The 17,582-nt window shown below is 72.4% G+C and carries 13 protein-coding genes and 1 pseudogene; 7 read left to right on the top strand and 7 right to left on the bottom strand.

Annotated features, from left to right (window positions below; all coding sequences use genetic code 11):
* Window positions 1-252: 252 nt before the first annotated feature.
* The 3 genes from HEK131_RS24790 (at window position 253) to HEK131_RS24780 (ending at window position 4,339) form a co-directional block, all read left to right on the top strand.
* The gene (locus HEK131_RS24790) at window positions 253-1,101 is read left to right on the top strand and encodes a 3-hydroxyacyl-CoA dehydrogenase family protein (protein WP_244337078.1); all 849 of its coding nucleotides are present in this window, start codon (window positions 253-255) and stop codon (window positions 1,099-1,101) included.
* A 181-nt stretch (window positions 1,102-1,282) separates the two neighbouring features.
* Complete coding sequence (locus HEK131_RS24785) at window positions 1,283-1,606, top strand: STAS domain-containing protein (protein WP_161146932.1); 324 nt, start codon at window positions 1,283-1,285, stop codon at window positions 1,604-1,606.
* Window positions 1,607-1,861: 255 nt separating this feature from the next.
* Window positions 1,862-4,339 (top strand): ATP-binding protein, encoded by a 2,478-nt coding sequence (locus HEK131_RS24780; protein WP_244337077.1) that lies wholly within the window; start codon window positions 1,862-1,864, stop codon window positions 4,337-4,339.
* Between the two features lie 7 nt (window positions 4,340-4,346).
* On the opposite strand, the gene nucS is transcribed toward HEK131_RS24780, so the two are convergent.
* Window positions 4,347-5,018, bottom strand: coding sequence for an endonuclease NucS (nucS, locus tag HEK131_RS24775; protein WP_244337076.1), 672 nt, complete (start codon window positions 5,016-5,018; stop codon window positions 4,347-4,349).
* Between the two features lie 300 nt (window positions 5,019-5,318).
* Between nucS and HEK131_RS24770 the strand changes: the two genes are divergently transcribed.
* Window positions 5,319-5,711, top strand: coding sequence for an SCO5389 family protein (locus HEK131_RS24770; protein ID WP_217462769.1), 393 nt, complete (start codon window positions 5,319-5,321; stop codon window positions 5,709-5,711).
* Window positions 5,712-5,739: 28 nt separating this feature from the next.
* Here HEK131_RS24770 and HEK131_RS24765 read toward each other — a convergent pair whose 3' ends face one another.
* Complete coding sequence (locus tag HEK131_RS24765; RefSeq protein WP_244337075.1) at window positions 5,740-6,768, bottom strand: LLM class flavin-dependent oxidoreductase; 1,029 nt, start codon at window positions 6,766-6,768, stop codon at window positions 5,740-5,742.
* Between the two features lie 242 nt (window positions 6,769-7,010).
* On the opposite strand from HEK131_RS24765, the gene HEK131_RS24760 reads away from it, so the two are divergent.
* Window positions 7,011-7,343, top strand: coding sequence for an ATP/GTP-binding protein (locus tag HEK131_RS24760; protein ID WP_244337074.1), 333 nt, complete (start codon window positions 7,011-7,013; stop codon window positions 7,341-7,343).
* 13 nt (window positions 7,344-7,356) lie between these two features.
* On the opposite strand, the gene HEK131_RS24755 is transcribed toward HEK131_RS24760, so the two are convergent.
* The 5 genes and pseudogenes from HEK131_RS24755 to mce form a co-directional block, all read right to left on the bottom strand.
* Window positions 7,357-8,214: an ABC transporter permease gene (locus HEK131_RS24755; protein WP_244337073.1), complete on the bottom strand. Its 858-nt coding sequence runs from the start codon at window positions 8,212-8,214 to the stop codon at window positions 7,357-7,359.
* Window positions 8,215-8,222: 8 nt separating this feature from the next.
* Window positions 8,223-9,338 (bottom strand): annotated as a pseudogene (locus tag HEK131_RS24750) (ABC transporter ATP-binding protein); the annotation flags it as partial.
* A gap of 202 nt (window positions 9,339-9,540) precedes the next feature.
* Window positions 9,541-10,476 (bottom strand): cellulose-binding protein, encoded by a 936-nt coding sequence (locus HEK131_RS24745; RefSeq protein ID WP_161146912.1) that lies wholly within the window; start codon window positions 10,474-10,476, stop codon window positions 9,541-9,543.
* A 204-nt stretch (window positions 10,477-10,680) separates the two neighbouring features.
* Entirely contained in the window at window positions 10,681-14,526 is a 3,846-nt protein-coding gene (scy, locus tag HEK131_RS24740) for a polarized growth protein Scy (protein WP_244337072.1), read from the bottom strand.
* Window positions 14,527-14,734: 208 nt separating this feature from the next.
* Window positions 14,735-15,175, bottom strand: coding sequence for a methylmalonyl-CoA epimerase (gene mce / locus HEK131_RS24735; protein ID WP_161147634.1), 441 nt, complete (start codon window positions 15,173-15,175; stop codon window positions 14,735-14,737).
* A gap of 149 nt (window positions 15,176-15,324) precedes the next feature.
* Here mce and HEK131_RS24730 point away from each other — a divergent pair, with 149 nt between their 5' ends.
* Both HEK131_RS24730 and meaB read left to right on the top strand, forming a co-directional pair.
* Window positions 15,325-16,524 (top strand): acetyl-CoA C-acetyltransferase, encoded by a 1,200-nt coding sequence (locus HEK131_RS24730; protein ID WP_217462763.1) that lies wholly within the window; start codon window positions 15,325-15,327, stop codon window positions 16,522-16,524.
* A gap of 48 nt (window positions 16,525-16,572) precedes the next feature.
* Window positions 16,573-17,529, top strand: a complete 957-nt coding sequence (meaB, locus tag HEK131_RS24725; protein ID WP_244337071.1) for a methylmalonyl Co-A mutase-associated GTPase MeaB — start codon at window positions 16,573-16,575, stop codon at window positions 17,527-17,529.
* Window positions 17,530-17,582 lie beyond the last annotated feature (53 nt).

The raw sequence follows: 17,582 nt of genomic DNA, 5'->3' as shown, positions 1-17,582 counted from the left end.
CGGGGCTCCTTCGGGCAGCCGGGCGACGGGGTCGTCGTCCGAGCGCCTGTCCAGACCCCTGTCCATGGACAACGGTTGTACGAGGAGTTCCTCAACTGCGCGGCCCCGGGGCCGAACTGATCCTCCGCCGACGACGTGACGGGTGTCTCACGCCCTGAGACCGTGACACGCGTTACTTACGGTCCTCACGACCGCGACGGAGCGCTAATGTCCGCCGAGAGGAACCATAAACAGCGCGTAAGGGGAGTCGGAGTGGCAGGGAAGCTCGCCGTCATCGGGGCCGGTCTCATGGGGTCCGGCATCGCCCAGGTCGCCGCGCAGGCGGGCTGGGACGTGGTCCTGCGCGACGTCACCGACGAGGCGCTCAAGCGGGGTCTCGACGGCATCCGTGCCTCGTACGACAAGTTCGTCGCCAAGGGCAAGCTGGACGCGGCCGACGCCGAGGCCGCCCTCGCCCGGATCACCCCGACCACCGAGCTGGAAGCGGTCGCCGACGCCGACATCGTGGTGGAGGCGGTCTTCGAGAAGCTGGAGGTCAAGCACGAGATCTTCCGCGCGCTCGACAAGATCGTGCGCCCGGACGCCGTGCTCGCCTCCAACACCTCCGCCATCCCGATCACCAAGATCGCGGCCGCCACCGAGCACCCCGAGCGCGTGGTCGGCGTGCACTTCTTCTCGCCGGTGCCGATGATGCGGCTGGTCGAGCTGGTCCGGGGCTACAAGACGAGCGACGAAGCCCTCGCCACCGCGCGGGAGTTCGCCGAGTCGGTCGGCAAGACCTGCATCGTCGTCAACCGCGACGTCGCCGGGTTCGTCACCACCCGCCTGATCTCCGCCCTCGTGGTCGAGGCCACCAAGCTCTACGAGTCCGGCGTGGCCACCGCCGAGGACATCGACCTCGCCTGCAAGCTCGGCTTCGGGCACGCGATGGGCCCGCTGGCCACCGCCGACCTGACCGGTGTCGACATCCTGCTGCACGCCACCGGCAACATCTACACCGAGAGCCAGGACGAGAAGTTCGCCCCGCCGGAGCTGATGCGCCGGATGGTGGACGCCGGTGACATCGGCCGCAAGAGCGGGCAGGGCTTCTACACGTACTGATCGTGTCCGGGGTCGCACGCCGGTCCCGTACGCGTCCGCACAACCGCCCAGGGGGATCACCCCCGCGGGTGAATTCGGTATCGGTTCGCTTACAACCAGCAACCGGATCGACACTCACACAGTCAGACGTTGCACAGCACCGTCACGAAAGAACGCCACTCGCACTCAACGGGGAGCGCATATGCACATCAGGGGCGACCACGCCGAGCTGGTCGTCGGGGGCCGCCTCGACGTCCGCAGCGCGGCGGACGCCCGTACGGCCCTGCACGCGGCGCTCGACGCCGGGATCGGTGATCTGGTGCTCGACCTGTCCGAACTGGACTCCTGGGACGCCACCGGGCTCGGCGTCATCATGGGCGCCCACCGGCGCGCGGGCCGCTGCGGCCGCCGCCTGGTGCTGCGCCGGGTGCCGGCGCAGATGCAGCGCCTGCTCGTCGCCACCCGGCTGCACCGCATCCTCGCCATCGAGGGCGGAGTGGGCGTGGAGTCGCTGCCCCGCGTGTGACCGCCCGGCACCGGGGCAGGCTCCAAGTCGTCCCGAACCGCGCTTCGCGTCCTATCCTCACCGGAATGTGATCTCCCGGATCTCTCGGGCCGGTCGGCACCCCGCCCTGTCGGGGACACCGGCCGACGGTTTAGGGTTCGGTCGCCCGCCGCCTCGTGAATCCCGCGAGCGGGCCCGGACCACAAGCGACAGCGCGATGTGCGGCAGGCCGGGAGGGGCCGACACGGCACACGACGCTTTTGGGGGCTTGAACCCATGGACCCGATACTTCCGGGAACCGAGGACCACGGTCAGGCACCGAGCCGCCGTCCGCCGCGGGACCCCCTCACCGCCGACTTCGCCCCGAGCGGCCCCGTGCCCGCCCGCACCACCCGGCTCGTCTGCGGGGACTTCCTGCTGACCGTCAACCCCGTCGACGGCGGCGAGATAGAACCCTGCCCTCCGCACCAGCGGCCGGACAGCCCCACCAGGCGCGATGCCGCCGGCCGTGCCGAGTACGAGCGGGCCGCCCTGCCGCCCGCCCCGCCCGGACTCCGGCTCCCCGACACCGAACTGCTGGAGCGCCAGGAGATACGCGAGCGCCTGGTCCGGCTGCTCACCCGGGGCCGCACCGTCCGCCTCACCGGCCCCGGCGGTTCCGGCCGCACCGCCCTGCTCGACCTCGTCGCCGAGGACGGCGCCGACCTCGCCCCCGACGGGGTGGTCCGGCTCGACGGCCTCAACCGCACCCCCGACGACCTGCTGCGCGACCTCTTCCACACCGTCCACGACGCCCCCCGCCACCGGCTCCAGCCGGACGAACTGCGCGACGCGGTCGAAAAGATCGGCGCGGTCGTCGTCGTGGACGACCTGGAGCACGGCGGCGCCGCCCTGGCCGAACTCCTCGACGCCGCCCCCGAGTGCGCGTTCCTCCTCGCCGCCACCCCGGACGCCCCCGCCCCCACCGCCGCCAGTGACGTCGAGGAGGTCGCTCTCCCCGGCCTCGACCGCGCGGCCGGGGTGGAGATCCTGGAGCAGTCGGTGGGCCGCCCCCTCACCGAGGAGGAGGCCGTCTGGGCCGGGGACCTCTGGTTCGAGTCCGAGGGCCTGCCGCTGCGCTTCGTCCAGGCCGGCGCCCTGCTCCGCCAGCGCGAACAACTGCGCGCCAGCGGCGGTGTCGTCGACGAGTACGGCGTCTTCGAGGACGTACGCGCCCCCGCCGACGCGGTGCTCGACGGTCCGCTGGAGGAAGAGGAGGCCGAGGAGGTGCCGCTGCCCTCCCTCGCCGAGGCCGCCGCGCCCGCCCCGCTGCTCGCCTCCCGGCTCGGCACCTCCGCCCGCGCCGCCCTGCGCATCGCCGTGGCCCTCGACGGCGAGCTGCCGCACCCGGCGCACCTGCCCGCCCTGGTCGGCGACACCCACGCCGACGCCGCGCTCGGCGAACTCCTCGGCTGCGGCCTGGTCTCCCCGGCCGGCCCCCGCTACCGCCTCGCCGCCGGGGTGCGCGCCCAACTGGAGGCCGCCGGATACGACGAGGACGCCCCCGCCCAGGCCCTCACCGCCGCCCGGCACTACGCCTGGTGGGCCGCCCACCCCTCGGTCACCCCGGAGCGGGTGTGCGCCGAGGCCGACGCGGTGCTGGCCGCGCTGGAGGCCGTCGTCCCCGGCACCGAACCCGTCGCCGAGGACGAGGGCGAGCAGGCGTGCGCGGTCCGGCTCGCCCACGCCGCCTCCGCCGCCTTCGCGGCCGGACTGCACTGGACCGCGTGGGAACAGGCGCTGCACGCCGGGTCCGAGGCCGCCCGCCTGGCCCAGGACACCGCCGAACGGGCCTACTTCCACCACGAGCTGGGCATCCTCGCGCTGGTCAACGGCGAACTGGACCGGGCGCGGGCCGAGCTGGAGGCGTCCCACGGGCTGCGTACCGCGCTCGCGGACAAGCGGGGCACCGTCGCGGGCCGCCGCGCCCTCGCCCTGGTCGCCGACCGCACGGGTGATCTGCCCGGCCTCGCCGCGCTGATGGCCGAGGAGCCCCCGGCGGCCCGCACGGCACCGCTCACCCCGGTCCCGGCCGCCCACCCGGCTCCCTACGGCTTCGGGGACGAGACCGTCGTCGCCCGGCGGTCCGGGGCGGCGGGGGAGCGGAGCGGGGTGCGGGCCACGGCCCGGCGCAACCTGGTGGCCGCCGGGTCCGGCGCGCTGCTGGTCGCCGTGCTCGGCACCGTCGTCACCCTCGGCATGACCTCCGACGAGGGCGCCGGGCGCAACCCGGCGAGCGATGTGGGGGGCAACCCGTCCGCGACGCAGGACCTGGACGACGGTACGCTGGGCGCCGTCCCGAGGAAGGACGAACCGGCGCCCGCCCGCGCCGCCACCAGCCACCCGGTCACCCCCGGCCCGGACGGCACCCCCGGCACCTCGGACGACCCCGAGCCGTCCACGACCGCCGGGACGCCGACCGCCGAGCCGACGGGCACGAAGGGGACGGGCGGCGGCAGGACGTCCGCGACGCCGACGCACAGGGGGTCCAGCACACCGTCGGGGAAGCCCACCCAGTCGGGCAAGCCCACCGCGCCGACGTCGCCCGGGCCCAGCGAGCCGACGGATGAGCCGACCGACACGGAGACGCCCACCGGCGGCCCCACCGCGCCCTCGACGACCTCGACCTCGGCCGGCGGACCGGCCGACGGCGGCACGGCGTCCTCGTCCGAGGACGCGACGGAGAGCGGCAGCGCCGAGCCGCCGGTGATCTGAGCCGGGCTCAGAACAGGCGGAGCTTGTCGTCCTCGATGCCGCGCATCGCGTTGTAGTCGAGGACCTGGCAGTTGATGCCCCGGTCCGTGGCCAGTACGCGGGCCTGGGGCTTGATCTCCTGGGCCGCGAACACCCCGCGCACCGGGGCGAGGTGCGGATCGCGGTTGAGCAGCTCCAGGTAACGGGTGAGCTGCTCCACGCCGTCGATCTCACCGCGCCGCTTGATCTCGACGGCGACCGTGCCGCCGTCCGCGTCCCGGCACAGGATGTCGACCGGGCCGATCGCGGTCATGTACTCGCGGCGGATGAGGGTGTAGCCCTCGCCGAGCGTCTCGATGCGGTCGGCGAGCAGCTCCTGAAGGTGTGCTTCCACGCCGTCCTTGATCAGACCGGGGTCCACCCCCAGTTCGTGCGAGGAGTCGTGGAGGATCTCCTCCATCGTGATGATCAGTTTCTCGCCCGCTTTGTTGATGACGGTCCACACACCCGCCTCGTCACCCGTGCCCTCCTTGAGTGTGCAGGGCGGCGACATCCAGTTGAGGGGCTTGTAGGCCCGGTCGTCCGCGTGGATGGAGACGCTGCCGTCCGCCTTGACCAGGATCAGGCGGGGGGCCGAGGGCAGGTGGGCGGTGAGCCGGCCGGCGTAGTCGACCGAGCACCGGGCAATGACGAGACGCATGGTCGGCAACGCTACTCGACGCGCACCCGTGCACGCGATTCGCCCACTCCCCACCTCATGCCCGCAGTCACCCGGGCCCGGTGGACCACCCCAATTGTCCCTGGAAACTCTTGTTCATCCCTGGCCGATTGTGACCGCAGTGCGACCGTTCCATATACGCATTCTGCTGGTGTGGTCACCGACGGTTGCCTACCGTAGGACGAGGGAGGCCGCGGTGGGGGTACGGAGCGTGTCCGGTCTCGCGCACTCCCTCTTTCTGTCCGGCAACCCCTGTCCATCGGGGGTGCGAGAGGAGAACCCATGTCGCTCGACGTCTCACCGGCCCTACTCGAACAGGCCGAGCGAGGCGAGGTCGACGAAGCAGAATTCGTCGACTGCGTCCGGACCTCCCTGCCCTACGCGTGGGAGATGATCAGCTCCCTGGTGGCCCGGCTGAAGGTGGACGGCGGAGAGTTCGCCGACAACCAGACGCCGCCGCCGGACGAGCAGGCGCGCGGCCAACTGCTGCGCGCACTCGCCAGCGACGCCATACGCGGTGCGCTCCAGCGCCACTTCGGCGTACGCCTGGCCTTCCAGAACTGCCACCGGCTGGCGGTGTTCCCGCTGGACCCCGCGGTGGACGAGAGGCTGGCCCGCTTCACCTCGGTGCGCGGCCAGTTGCTCAACCAGTCCCCGGAACTGCGGGACTGCTGACGCACACGTGCGACGCCGGCTCCGGCGGTCAGCGCAACTGGGGCAGGACCTCGGCGCCCAGGCGCCGCAGATTCTCCTCCGTCGCGTCCAGATCGCCGGAGCCCTCGACCAGCAGGGCGAAGCGGGAGATCCCGGTGCGCTCCGCGGTGGCCGCGAGACGGTCGGCGGCCAGCCGGGGCGTACCCACCGGGTGCAGCCCGCAGAGCAGTTCGGTGTAGGCGTACGGGTCGCGCATCGCGCGCGCCCGGCCGTCCACCGTCACATGGGCCTCAAGGCCCTGTTTCAGCCAGCCTGGCATCGCCTTCAGCAGCGTCTCGACGGCGTCGCCGCGGCGGTCCGCGAGCTGGCAGACCCCGGCCGAGACATGGCCGGCCGCCGCGATCTCCTCGGGCGCCCGGCCCGATTCGCGCGCGTGGCGCCGCCACAGGGCGACCATCTCGGCCTTCTCCTCGTCCCCGACGTGCATGCCCAGCAGCATCGGCAGGCCCCGCTCCGCCGCCAGCCGCACGCTCGCCGGCGAGGTGCACGCCACCACCACCTCGGGCCCCGGCGACTCGGTCAGCGCGTCCGCCGGGCGCGGCACCACCGGCACCTCGCGGAAGGAGTACCGCTCGCCCGAGGCGCCGACCGAGGGCTCGCGCAGCCAGCGCAGCAGCAGGTCCAGCGACTCCGGGAAGCCGTGCTCGTACGCCCCGAGTCCGGCGCCGAACACCTCCAGGTCCACCCAGGGGCCGCCGCGGCCCACGCCCAAGGTGAACCGGCCGCCGCTCGTGACGTGGAGCAGCGCGGCCTGCTCGCCGAGGGCCACCGGATGGGCGGTGGGCAGCACGCTGACCGCCGTGCCGACCCGGACGCGACGGGTGCGGCCCAGCAGCAGCCCGGCCAGGGTGACGGCCGACGGACAGGTGCCGTACGGCACGAAGTGGTGTTCGGCCAGCCACACGGTGTCCAGACCGGCCTCGTCGGCGACCTCCGCCGAGCGCACCGCCCGGTGCAGGGCCTCTCCGGCGCCCTGACCCGGATACCGCGCCGCCAGCACAAAACTTCCTACGCGCATCGCATTTCCCGCTTCCTTGGCTCCGACCGGGAGCTCCCCCGACCGGCATAACCACATGACACGTGCCCAGGACACGGCTTCGTGGAGGGATTTGCGGATTGTCTGCAGAATGGTCGCTTCTCTGCTGGAATGGATCGGCCTGGAAGGGGACTTGTACGGGTTGGTGACCTACGCGTACCCCCGCCGGTGCCGCGTAGGCTGGACGCGGCCCGTGCTTCCTGTATAGCCCCGAGAGGTGTCCCGTGTCCCCGCGTCGCAACCGACCGAAGACGGCAGACTCGTCCGGCCGAGGTGCCGAGGACGACCGGTCGGGCCGGTACGGCGGCTGGCAGTCCACCGAGAGCTGGCAGGGCGAGGAGTGGAGCGTGCGCCATGTCGCCGGGGCGAGCACCGACGGCAAGACCTACCGCTGCCCCGGCTGCGACCAGGTCATCCCCTCCGGTGTCCCGCACGTGGTGGCCTGGCCGGAGCACTCGGGCGTCGACGACCGGCGGCACTGGCACAAGGCGTGCTGGAACGCACGGGACCGCCGCACCACGCGGGTACGGCGGTCCGGGAACTGGCCCAGGTTCTGACCCCGGCCGGGGATCAGACGTCCCGGCTCTCCAGCAGCGCGTACGCACCGGCGAAGGCCGCCGCCGTCACGCCGAGCATGATCCACAGCGGCTCCCAGCCCGAGGGTCCGGAGTGGCTGAGGGTGTTGTCGTAGAAGACGCCCATCTGGCTCGGGATCGAGTACTCCAGCAGCGCCTGCTGCACCTTCTCCAGCGAGTTCGCGTTCATGAACAGCGCGGTCACCAGCGGGGCCAGCACGGCGCCGATCATGATGGTGATGGCGCCCGCCGAGTGCCGGATCATCGAGCCGACGAGCAGCGACAGCAGGCCCAGCAGCGCGATGTAGAGGCTTATCCCGACCGTGGCCTTCAGCCACTCCCCGCCGGACGGGGTGCGGGCGCCGTGCCCCTTCAGGATCGAGGTCTGGAGCAGCGCGACGAAGGACACGGTGGCCAGCGTCACCACGAAGGCGACGACGAAGAACACGATCGACTTGGCCGCCAGCACCCGGCCCCGGCTCGGGCACGCGGTCATCGTCGTACGGATCATGCCCGTGCCGTACTCGGACGCCGTGGTCAGCACGCCCAGCGTCATCACGCACATCATGCCGAGCAGCAGCCCGAAGAAGCCGAAGGTCAGCGGGTTCTGTCCGCTCAGCTCACCGGCGCCCCCGACCGCCACCGCGGCCAGCAGGCCGATGCCGACCACGAGCAGGACGAACACGCCGAGCGTCCACACCGTGGAGCGCACCGACTTCATCTTCGTCCACTCCGAGGCCAGCGCGTGCCCCAGATGCGTACGGGTGACGGGGATCGGTGAGCTGTAGCCGGAGTGGGAACCGCCGGGCGCGACGGCGGGCGCCTCGGGCGTCGGAGGCTTCTGGGTGCTCATCGGGAGTCCTCGGGCTGGGTCGGTTCGGCGGGCGCGGCGTACGGGTTCGGTCCGCCGGTGCCGGGCGCGGTGGGCGCCGGCGGCGCGTACGGGGTGCCCGGCGCGGGCGGCGGCGGGGCGTACCAGCCGGGCTGGCCCTGGCCCGGCACCGGCATCGGCGGCTGGACACCGGGCGGCAGCGGCTGCTGGAGCCCGGAGCGCTGGTCGACGGTGGAGCGGTAGTCGACGACGCTCTGCGTCATCCGCATGTACGCCTCCTCCAGCGACGCCTGGTGCGGGGACAGCTCCCACAGCCGTACGTCCGCCTCGTGCGCGAGGTCGCTGATGCGGGGGAGCGCCAGCCCGGTCACCCGGAGCGCGCCGTCCAGCTCGGGCAGCACATGGCCGCCCGCCTCGGTCAGCGCCGAGGTCAGCTTCTCCCGCTGCTGCGGCTCGGTGTCCGGGGTGCGCACCCGCGCGAAGTCGGCGGAGTTCGCGGAGATGAAGTCGGTCACGCTCATGTCGGCCAGGAGCTGACCGCGCCCGATCACGATGAGGTGGTCGGCGGTCAGCGCCATCTCGCTCATCAGGTGCGAGGAGACGAAGACCGTACGGCCCTCGGCGGCGAGCGCCTTCATCAGGTTGCGGACCCAGAGGATGCCCTCGGGGTCGAGGCCGTTGACCGGCTCGTCGAAGAGCAGCACCTGGGGGTCGCCCAGGAGGGCGGCGGCGATGCCGAGGCGCTGCCCCATGCCGAGCGAGAAACCCTTGGAGCGCTTACGGGCCACTTCCTGGAGGCCGACCACCCCGAGCACCTCGTCCACCCGGCGGGCCGGGATACCGGAGAGCTGGGCGAGGCTGAGCAGGTGGTTGCGGGCGGACCGGCCGCCGTGCACCGCCTTGGCGTCGAGCAGCGCGCCGACCTCACGCGGTGCGTTGGGCAGCTTGCGGTACGGGTAGCCGCCGATGGTCACCGAGCCGGAGGTGGGGTTGTCCAGCCCGAGGATCATCCGCATGGTCGTGGACTTGCCGGAGCCGTTGGGCCCGAGGAAGCCGGTCACCGCGCCGGGACGTACCTGGAAGGAGAGGTCGTGCACGGCGGTCTTGTCGCCGTACCGCTTGGTCAGGCCAACAGCCTCGATCATGCTCCGCACCCATCGGAAGGTTCAGGACAGCGGGGCGCGTGCCCCCGTAAGGGTTAGGAGGATATCCGGGTCGGCCCGGTTCCGCCCAAGAGAAAGTAAAGCCAGAGCCTCACCGGGCGTATCCGGGCCGAGAACGGCCGAAGCCCCCTGCCGCCGGCGGCAGGGGGCTTCGCCCGCGCTCAGTTACGACCGCGCCCGAGTGTCACCGGGTCTGCTGCGCCGGAACGCCACGCGCGACCGTCTCGTCCTCCACCGGGGAACCGGCGGCGGCGACCGCGGCACCCGTCAGCGTGGCGAGCATCTCGCGGACGTTGGTGAGCTGGGCGTTGATGCTGTCGCGGCGGTTGGTCAGCGCCGCCAGCTCCCGCTCGGACTCCGAACGGATCCGGTCCGCCTTGGCGTTGGCGTCCGCCACGATGTCCTCGGCCTGACGCTGCGCCGTCTCCACCGTCTGGCGCGCACGGCGGTCGGCGTCGGTGCGCAGCTTCTCCGCCTCCAGGCGGAGCTGCTCGGCGCGGTGCTCGATCTCCGCGAGCCGCTTCTCCGCCTTCTGCTGACGCGACGCCAGGTCCCGCTCGGACTGCTCACGCCGCTTGGCGAGGTTGGTCTCGAAGTCGGCGGCGGCCTGCGCGGCCTTGGCGCGGGTCTCCTCGAAGAGGGCGTCCGCCTCCTCGCGCTTGGACTGCGCGTCCTTCTGCGCGTCGGACCGGAGCTGCGACGCCTCGCCCTTGGCCTTCTCGACGATCCGGACGCCCTCGTCCTCGGACTTCGCCTTGCGCTCGGCGGCGAACGCCTCGGCGTCGTTGCGAACCTGCTGGGCGGCCGACTCGGCCAGCTCGCGGTGCTGTTCGGAAGCGCGCCGCGCCTCCTCGCGCAGGTCCTTCGCCTCCTCCTCGGCGAGGCGCAGGATCTTCTCGACCCGCGCACCGAGACCCGCATACGACGGCTCGGCGTCGGTGATCTGGGCCTGGGCGTTCTGCGTCTCGAGGTGGAGCTCCTCGATGCGCTTCTCCAGGGCGGTGATCCGGGAGAGCGCGCTGTCACGGTCGGAGACGAGCTTGGAGATGCGTTCGTCCACCTGAGCGCGGTCGTATCCACGCCGCACTAGCTCGAAGCCGTAGGGGGAAGTGTCGCTCATGGGGTTCCTGTCGAATGAGACCGGTGAGGTGATAGAGGGAATCCTAGGCGCCGAAGCGGTGTGTCATCGAGCGGATACGTGTTTGGTCTGGAGAATGACACCTCTTTCGGGTGGCTGACCACCCGACAGATTGCCGAATACCAGGGCAAAGCCCGCCAGAACAACCGTATTTCCGCTCCCCGCGGTACCCGGTGTGACCCGGTGCTACCCCTCCGAGTTCTTGCCACCCGATCGAGGCGGCCCCACCGTGGCCCCCGCCTTGACACCGCCGTCCTTGCCGGCCGGACCCTCGAACGACTCCAGCGCCTCCAGCACGTCCTGGACACGGGAGATCTCGGTGTTGATGTCCTCCCGGCGGCGCACCAGGATCTCCAGCTCCCGCTTGCCCTCCTCGACCGTGCGCCGCGCCTCGCGGATCGCCTCGGCCTTCAGGTCCTCGGCCTCCTTGACGAGCCTGGTCTTCTTCTGCTCGGCCTCCTTGAGCAGACCCTCCGCCTTCTTCACGGCGGCGATCCGCACCTTGCCCGCCTCGGAGTTGGCCTCCGACACCAGCTCCTTGGCCTTCGCCTGCGCCTTGGACAACTGCTCCTCGGACGCCTTGATCAGCGCGTCGCAGCGGTCGCCGGTCGACTTCATCGTCTCCGCCGACTCCCGGCGGGCCCGCTCGTGCAGCTCCTCGATCTCCGAGGTGACCCGCTCGCGCAGTTCCTCCGCCCGCTCCCGGATCGCGGTCGCGTCCCGGCGTGCCCCGACCAGCAGCTCGTCGGCGTCCGTACGGGCCTTCTCCACACGGGAGTTGCCCTCCACCGTCGCCTCGGACACGATCCGGTCGGCCTCGGTGCGGGCCGCGCCCACCATCGTGTCGGCCTGGCCCTCCGCGTCCGCGGTGGCCTTCTGCGCCTGCTGCCGCGCCTCCGCGATCAGCTTGTCCGCCTCGGCCGCCGTCTCCGAGATGAGCGTGTCGACCTGCTCGGCCGCCTCGGAGCGCCGCTTGTTGGCCTCGCTGCGCGCCTCGTCCAGCGTCCGGTCGGCCTCCTCGCGCGCCGAGCCCGTCAGCCGCTCGGCCTCCGCCTCCGCCTCGGACCTGGCCCGGTCGGCGTCGGCACGCATCCGCTCCGCGTGCCGCTGCGCCGTACCGACCGTCTCCGCCGCCTCGGCACGCAGCCGCTCCGCGTCGTCGGTCGCGTCCGCGATCAGCTTCTCGGCACCCGCCACCGCCTCGGCGCGGACCCGGTCCGCCTCCGCGACCGTCTCGGCCTGGAGCCGCTCCGCCTCGGAACTAGCCTCGGTGATCAGGGTGTCGGCCTGCGTCGCCGCGTCCGAACGGATGCGGTTGGCGTCCTCACGGGCGTCCGCCCGCGTCCGCGACGCGCTCTGGTCGGCCTCCGCCAGCTTGTCCGACGCCTCGGTACGCACCCGCTGGGCGTACTCGGACGCGTCCGAGCGCAGCCGCTCCGACTCCTCGGCCGCCTCGGCGACCGTGCGCTCCGCGAGCGCCCTGGCCGCCTCGGACTCCTCGTCCGCCTCCCGGCGCAGCCGCGTGGCGTCCTCGCTCGCCCGCTCCCGCTCGGCGTAGGCGTCGGTGCGGACCCGGTCCGCCTCCTCCTCGGCCTCCCGACGGGTACGGTCCGCCGCGTGCTCGGCGGCCGAACGCAGCCCGGCGATCTCCTCCTGCGCCTGCTCGTGCAGCCCGCTGACGGAGTCCCGCACCTGTGCCGCGTGGGTCTCGGCGGCGGACACCATCTCGGTGGCCCGCCGGTCCGCCTCCTCGACCAGCCGGGTCGCCTCGGCCTGTGCCTCCTCCACGCGCTTGCGCGCCGAGGCCAGCAGCTCCTCGCTCTGCTCGCGGGCCCGCTCGCGCTCCTGGTCCGCCTCCTCGCGGGCGGAACCGAGCAGTTCCTCCGCCTCGCGGCGGCGCCGGGCGGCCTCCTCCTGGGCGGCGGCCAGCGTCTCGGACGCCTCCGTGCCCAGCCGCTCGGCCGCGGCCTGCGCCTCCGCGCGGACCCGGTCGGCCGTCTCCTGTGCCTCGGCCTTGAGCCGCTCGGCCTCCGCCGCGGCCTCCGACCGCAGCCGCACGGCCACCGACTCACCCTCGGCACGCGAGGCCGACGCGTCCGCCGCGGCCTCGTCACGCAGCCGCTCGGCCTCGGTCTCGGCCTGCTGCTGGAGCGTACGGATGCGCTCGGCGGCCTCGGACCGCAGCCGCTCGGCCTCCTCGCCGGCCTCGCGCCGGATACCGGACGCCTCTTCGCGGGCCTCGGTGAGCGCCTGCTCCGCCGACTCCAGCCGCTCCTGCGTCTCGGTCTGCAGCCGCGTCAGCTCACCGGCGGCCTCCTCGCGGCGCGCCTCGGCGGCCTTCTCGGCCTCCTCGCGCAGCTCGCGCGCGGCCTTCTCGGCGTCCGCGCCGACCGTCTCGGCCCGCTCCTCGGCCTCGGCCTTGAGCCGCTCGGCCTCCTTGCGGGTGCGCTCCAGCGTCTCCTCGGCCTGCCGGCGCAGGCTGGTCGCCCGCTCGATGGCCTCGGTGCGGACCTTCTCGCTGTCGGTGGTGGCGGTCTTGCGCAGCTCGTCCGCGTCGGCCTTGGCCTTGGCGAGGAGTTCCTCGGCGGACTTCGCCGCCTCCTCGATCTGGGTGACCGCCTCGCGGCGGGCCTCGGCGCGGATGGAGTCGCCCTCGGCGACGGCGTCGGCGCGCAGTTGCTCGGCCTCGCCGCGCAGCCTGCGGGCCTCCTCCTGCAGCTCGACCGTCTTGGCGCGGTACTCCTTGGTGTCGTCCTTCGCCGTGCCCTTGAGCTCCTCGGCGATGTCGTGCGCCTCGGCACGCAGCCGGTCCGCCTCCGCCTCGGCCTCCGAGCGGATGCGCTCGGCCTCCTCGGTGGCGGCCCTGGTGGTCTTGCGGGCGTCCTCGGCGGCCTTGTTCAGGACCTCCTCGGCCGTCCGCGCGGCCTTCGAGAGCTGGCTGGCGGTCTCCTCGGCGGTGGCGCTGCGGGCGTTCTCCCCGGCCTCCGCGAGGATCTTCTCCGCCTCGGCACGGGCGTCCGCGACCAACTGCTCGGCGTCGGCCTTGGTGGTCTCGGCCTCCTTGGTGGCCTCGCTGACCAGCCGGGCGACCTGCTCCTTGGCGGTACGCGTGCGGGTCTCGTTGGCGGCCTCGGCGCTGGAGAGCGCCTTGGAGGCGGCCTCCTTGGCCTCGGTGACCAGCTTCTCCGCCTCGGACCGGGCGCTGCGCAGCGAGCGCTCGGCCTCCGCCATCCGCTCCTCGGCACCGCGGCTCAGCTCGGCGGCCTGCCGGCGCGCGGCGTCCGACTCGCTGGCGGTGGAGGTACGGAGCTGCTCGGCGTGGTCGGTGGCCTCCTGCGCCTGGGAGGAGGCGGCGTTCAGCAGCCGCTCGGCGTCCGTACGGGCCCGGCGCAGGATCTGCTCGGCCTCGGTACGGGCCGCCTCCGCGTCGGTGCGCAGCCGCTCACGGGCCTCGTGGGTCAGCCGCTCGGCCTCGGTACGGGCGGCGGCCATGGCCTGCTCGGCCTCGGCACGGGACTCGTCGAGCAGCCGGCGTGCCTGCTGCTCGGTACGGGCCCGCAGTTGCTCGGCCCAGGCCACGTTCTCGTTGACGTGGGACTCGACCGTCTGGCGGCGCTCGGCCAGCTCCTGGTCCAACTGCTGGCGACGGGTGACCGCCTCCTGGTGCAGCTCGGCCTGCAGCCGGGCGGAGTGCTCGGCGTGCTCCTGCAGGATGCGCTGGGTCTGCGCGCGGGCCTGGCTCAGCTCGCGCTCGGCGTCCTGCCGCAACTGGTCGGCCTGCACCTGGGCGTTGCGGAGCAACTGTTCGGCCTGATAGCCGATGTCACCGCCGTCATAGGCGGGACGGGTCATCAGGGTGCGGCGCGCCTCGTGCAGCTTGGCGCGCAGCACCTCGACCTGGTAGCCGAGGTCCTCGGCGTGCTGGATCGCCTTTTCCCGCTCGGTCTTCAGCCGCTTCATCTCGGCCTCGAACCGAGAGAGGTGGTCGACGTCAGCCGCCGGCTCTCGCTCCTGGCTCTCGTAGCCCCGCACTGCGCGGTCCCATCCGTCCCCTGGTGAATTTCTCCGACGAGCACCGTCCATCCGCCGGACGTGGCCCTCCGGGGAATGGTGTCAGATCAACGGCGGAGCACGGGCTGCTGCCCCGACGCTCGTCCCCCGAAACCCGGACCCCGGCATCGGTCGTCCCCCGTGTTCGGGGACGACCGCCCCCAACCCTACCGGCCCTTATGTACGAAGGTCAGTGCTCAGGTGACTCAACTGCCGCCGAAGTGACCAGTTCTGTCAGGACTCCGTGGCAATCCTTGGGGTGCAGGAAGGTGATCCGGGACCCCATGGAACCGCGTCGGGGCTCGTCGTACAGGACGCGTACGCCCTTGTCGCGGATGTCCGCGGCGTCCGCGTCCACATCCGCCGTACCGAAAGCGATGTGGTGGACGCCCTCACCGTTCTTGGCCAGCCATTTGCCGACCGCGGAGTCCTCCCGCGTCGGCTCCAGCAACTGCAGGTAGGAGGCGCCGCCGTCCGACGTCTCGTTGATCTTGAGCATGGCCTCCCGCACGCCCTGCTCCTCGTTCACCTCGGTGTGGAACACCTCGAAGCCGTAGGTCGTCCGGTAGAACTCGACGGTGGCGTCGAGGTCGTGGCAGGCGATCCCGATGTGGTCGATTCGCGTCAGCATGGTTTCAGTGCAGCGCTCCGGAGGTGGTTACGCAACGTGCGCGCGATCACACCGTAAGGGCGATGACGGGCTCCGGTACCGGTCAGTACATTCGAAGTAAACCCTCGTTCACTCCTCGGCTGTGCAGGCCGGTAAGGGGATCGCAGCTCATGTCTTCTGGAAAGACCACCTCTGTGATCGTCGCGGGCGCTCGGACGCCCATGGGACGGTTGCTCGGTTCGCTGAAGTCCTTCTCGGGTGCCGACCTGGGCGGCTTCGCCATCAAGGCCGCCCTCGACCGCGCCGGGATCAGCGGCGACCAGGTCCAGTACGTGATCATGGGCCAGGTGCTCCAGGCGGGTGCCGGCCAGATCCCGGCTCGCCAGGCCGCCGTCAAGGCCGGCATTCCGATGAACGTCCCGGCGCTCACGGTCAACAAGGTCTGCCTCTCCGGGCTGGACGCGATCGCGCTGGCCGACCAGCTCATCCGCGCGGGTGAGTTCGACATCGTGGTCGCGGGCGGCCAGGAGTCCATGACCAACGCCCCGCACCTGCTGCCGAAGTCCCGTGAGGGCTTCAAGTACGGCGCGATCGAGATGCTGGACTCGATGGCCCACGACGGGCTGACCGACTCCTTCGAGAACATCGCCATGGGCGAGTCCACCGAGAAGCACAACACCCGCCTCGGCATCGGCCGGGCCGCGCAGGACGAGATCGCCGCCCTGTCCCACCAGCGGGCCGCCGCCGCGCAGAAGAACGGCCTGTTCGAGGCCGAGATCACCCCGGTGGAGATCCCGCAGCGCAAGGGCGACCCGGTGCTGTTCAGCAAGGACGAGGGCATCCGCGGGGACACCACCGCCGAGTCCCTCGGCCGGCTGCGGCCCGCCTTCGCCAAGGACGGCACGATCACCGCCGGGTCCGCCTCGCAGATCTCCGACGGCGCCGCCGCGGTGGTCGTGATGAGCAAGGCGAAGGCGGAGGAGCTGGGCCTGGACTGGCTGGCGGAGATCGGCGCGCACGGCAATGTCGCCGGGCCGGACAACTCCCTGCAGTCCCAGCCCTCCAACGCCATCCAGCACGCCCTGGGCAAGGAGGGGCTGGCGGTCTCCGACCTCGACCTGATCGAGATCAACGAGGCGTTCGCGGCGGTCGCCGTGCAGTCAATGGACGACCTCGGGGTGTCCACGGAAAAGGTGAACGTCAACGGCGGTGCCATCGCCCTCGGTCACCCGATCGGCATGTCCGGCGCCCGGCTGGTGCTCCACCTGGCGCTGGAGCTGAAGCGCCGGGGCGGTGGCGTGGGCGCGGCCGCGCTGTGCGGTGGCGGCGGCCAGGGTGACGCGCTGATCGTGCGGGTACCCAAGGGCTGAGTCTTCTTTTCCGGTTTTCCGGCGGTGTGAGCGAACGGAGCTGTGTTGATGCGGGACGTCTCCTCTCTGGTGGCCGAGGCCAGGGAAGGCCGGCCCCGGGCCGTGGCCCGGCTGATCTCCCTGGTCGAGGGGGCGTCCCCACAGCTCCGGGAGGTGATGGCCGCGCTCGCCCCGCTGACCGGCAACGCGTACGTGGTCGGGCTGACCGGCTCGCCGGGCGTCGGCAAGTCCACCTCCACCTCCGCGCTGGTCACCGCCTACCGCAAGCAGGGCAAGCGGGTCGGCGTCCTGGCCGTCGACCCGTCCTCGCCGTTCTCCGGGGGCGCGCTGCTCGGTGACCGGGTCCGGATGTCCGACCACGCCTCGGACCCGGGCGTCTACATCCGCTCCATGGCCACCCGTGGCCACCTGGGCGGGCTCGCCTGGTCCGCCCCGCAGGCCATCCGGGTGCTGGACGCGGCGGGCTGCGACGTGATCCTGGTCGAGACGGTCGGCGTCGGCCAGTCCGAGGTGGAGATCGCCTCCCAGGCGGACACCAGTGTGGTCCTGCTGGCGCCCGGCATGGGCGACGGCATCCAGGCGGCGAAGGCCGGAATCCTGGAGATCGGCGACGTCTACGTCGTCAACAAGGCGGACAGGGACGGCGCCGACGCCACCGCCCGCGAGCTGAACCACATGCTGGGCCTCGGCGAGGCCCGCGGCCCCGGCGACTGGCGTCCGCCCATCGTCAAGACGGTCGCCGCCCGCGCCGAGGGCGTGGACGAGGTCGTCCAGGCCCTGGAGAAGCACCGGGCCTGGATGGAGGAACACGGCGTCCTGGCCGAACGCCGCCGCGCCCGAGCGGCCCGCGAGGTGGAGACGATCGCGGTCACCACCCTCCGGGAGCGCATCGGCGACCTCCACGGCGACCGCCGCCTCTCCGCCTTGGCGGACCGCATCGTCAAGGGCGAACTGGACCCGTACCGAGCGGCGGACGAACTGGTGGAGGGCCTTACGCAGGGCTGAGGCCGCTGCTACCTTGATCGGCATGTTCCTCCTGATGGCGTAGAGCGCACCCG

The organism is Streptomyces seoulensis (genome assembly GCF_022846655.1).
GTDB lineage: Bacteria > Actinomycetota > Actinomycetes > Streptomycetales > Streptomycetaceae > Streptomyces.
The sequence above is the reverse complement of the archived record's forward strand: the minus strand, read 5'-3'. Positions and strand labels throughout refer to the sequence as shown.

Bases quoted from the DNA above. Each gene is read 5' to 3' on its own strand.
- HEK131_RS24785 (WP_161146932.1), top strand. From the start codon at position 1,283: ATGCACATCAGGGGCGACCACGCCGAGCTGGTCGTCGGGGGCCGCCTC.
- HEK131_RS24780 (WP_244337077.1), top strand. From the start codon at position 1,862: ATGGACCCGATACTTCCGGGAACCGAGGACCACGGTCAGGCACCGAGC.
- nucS (WP_244337076.1), bottom strand. From the start codon at position 5,018: ATGCGTCTCGTCATTGCCCGGTGCTCGGTCGACTACGCCGGCCGGCTC.
- HEK131_RS24770 (WP_217462769.1), top strand. From the start codon at position 5,319: ATGTCGCTCGACGTCTCACCGGCCCTACTCGAACAGGCCGAGCGAGGC.
- HEK131_RS24765 (WP_244337075.1), bottom strand. From the start codon at position 6,768: ATGCGCGTAGGAAGTTTTGTGCTGGCGGCGCGGTATCCGGGTCAGGGC.
- HEK131_RS24755 (WP_244337073.1), bottom strand. From the start codon at position 8,214: ATGAGCACCCAGAAGCCTCCGACGCCCGAGGCGCCCGCCGTCGCGCCC.
- HEK131_RS24745 (WP_161146912.1), bottom strand. From the start codon at position 10,476: ATGAGCGACACTTCCCCCTACGGCTTCGAGCTAGTGCGGCGTGGATAC.
- mce (WP_161147634.1), bottom strand. From the start codon at position 15,175: ATGCTGACGCGAATCGACCACATCGGGATCGCCTGCCACGACCTCGAC.
- HEK131_RS24730 (WP_217462763.1), top strand. From the start codon at position 15,325: ATGTCTTCTGGAAAGACCACCTCTGTGATCGTCGCGGGCGCTCGGACG.
- meaB (WP_244337071.1), top strand. From the start codon at position 16,573: ATGCGGGACGTCTCCTCTCTGGTGGCCGAGGCCAGGGAAGGCCGGCCC.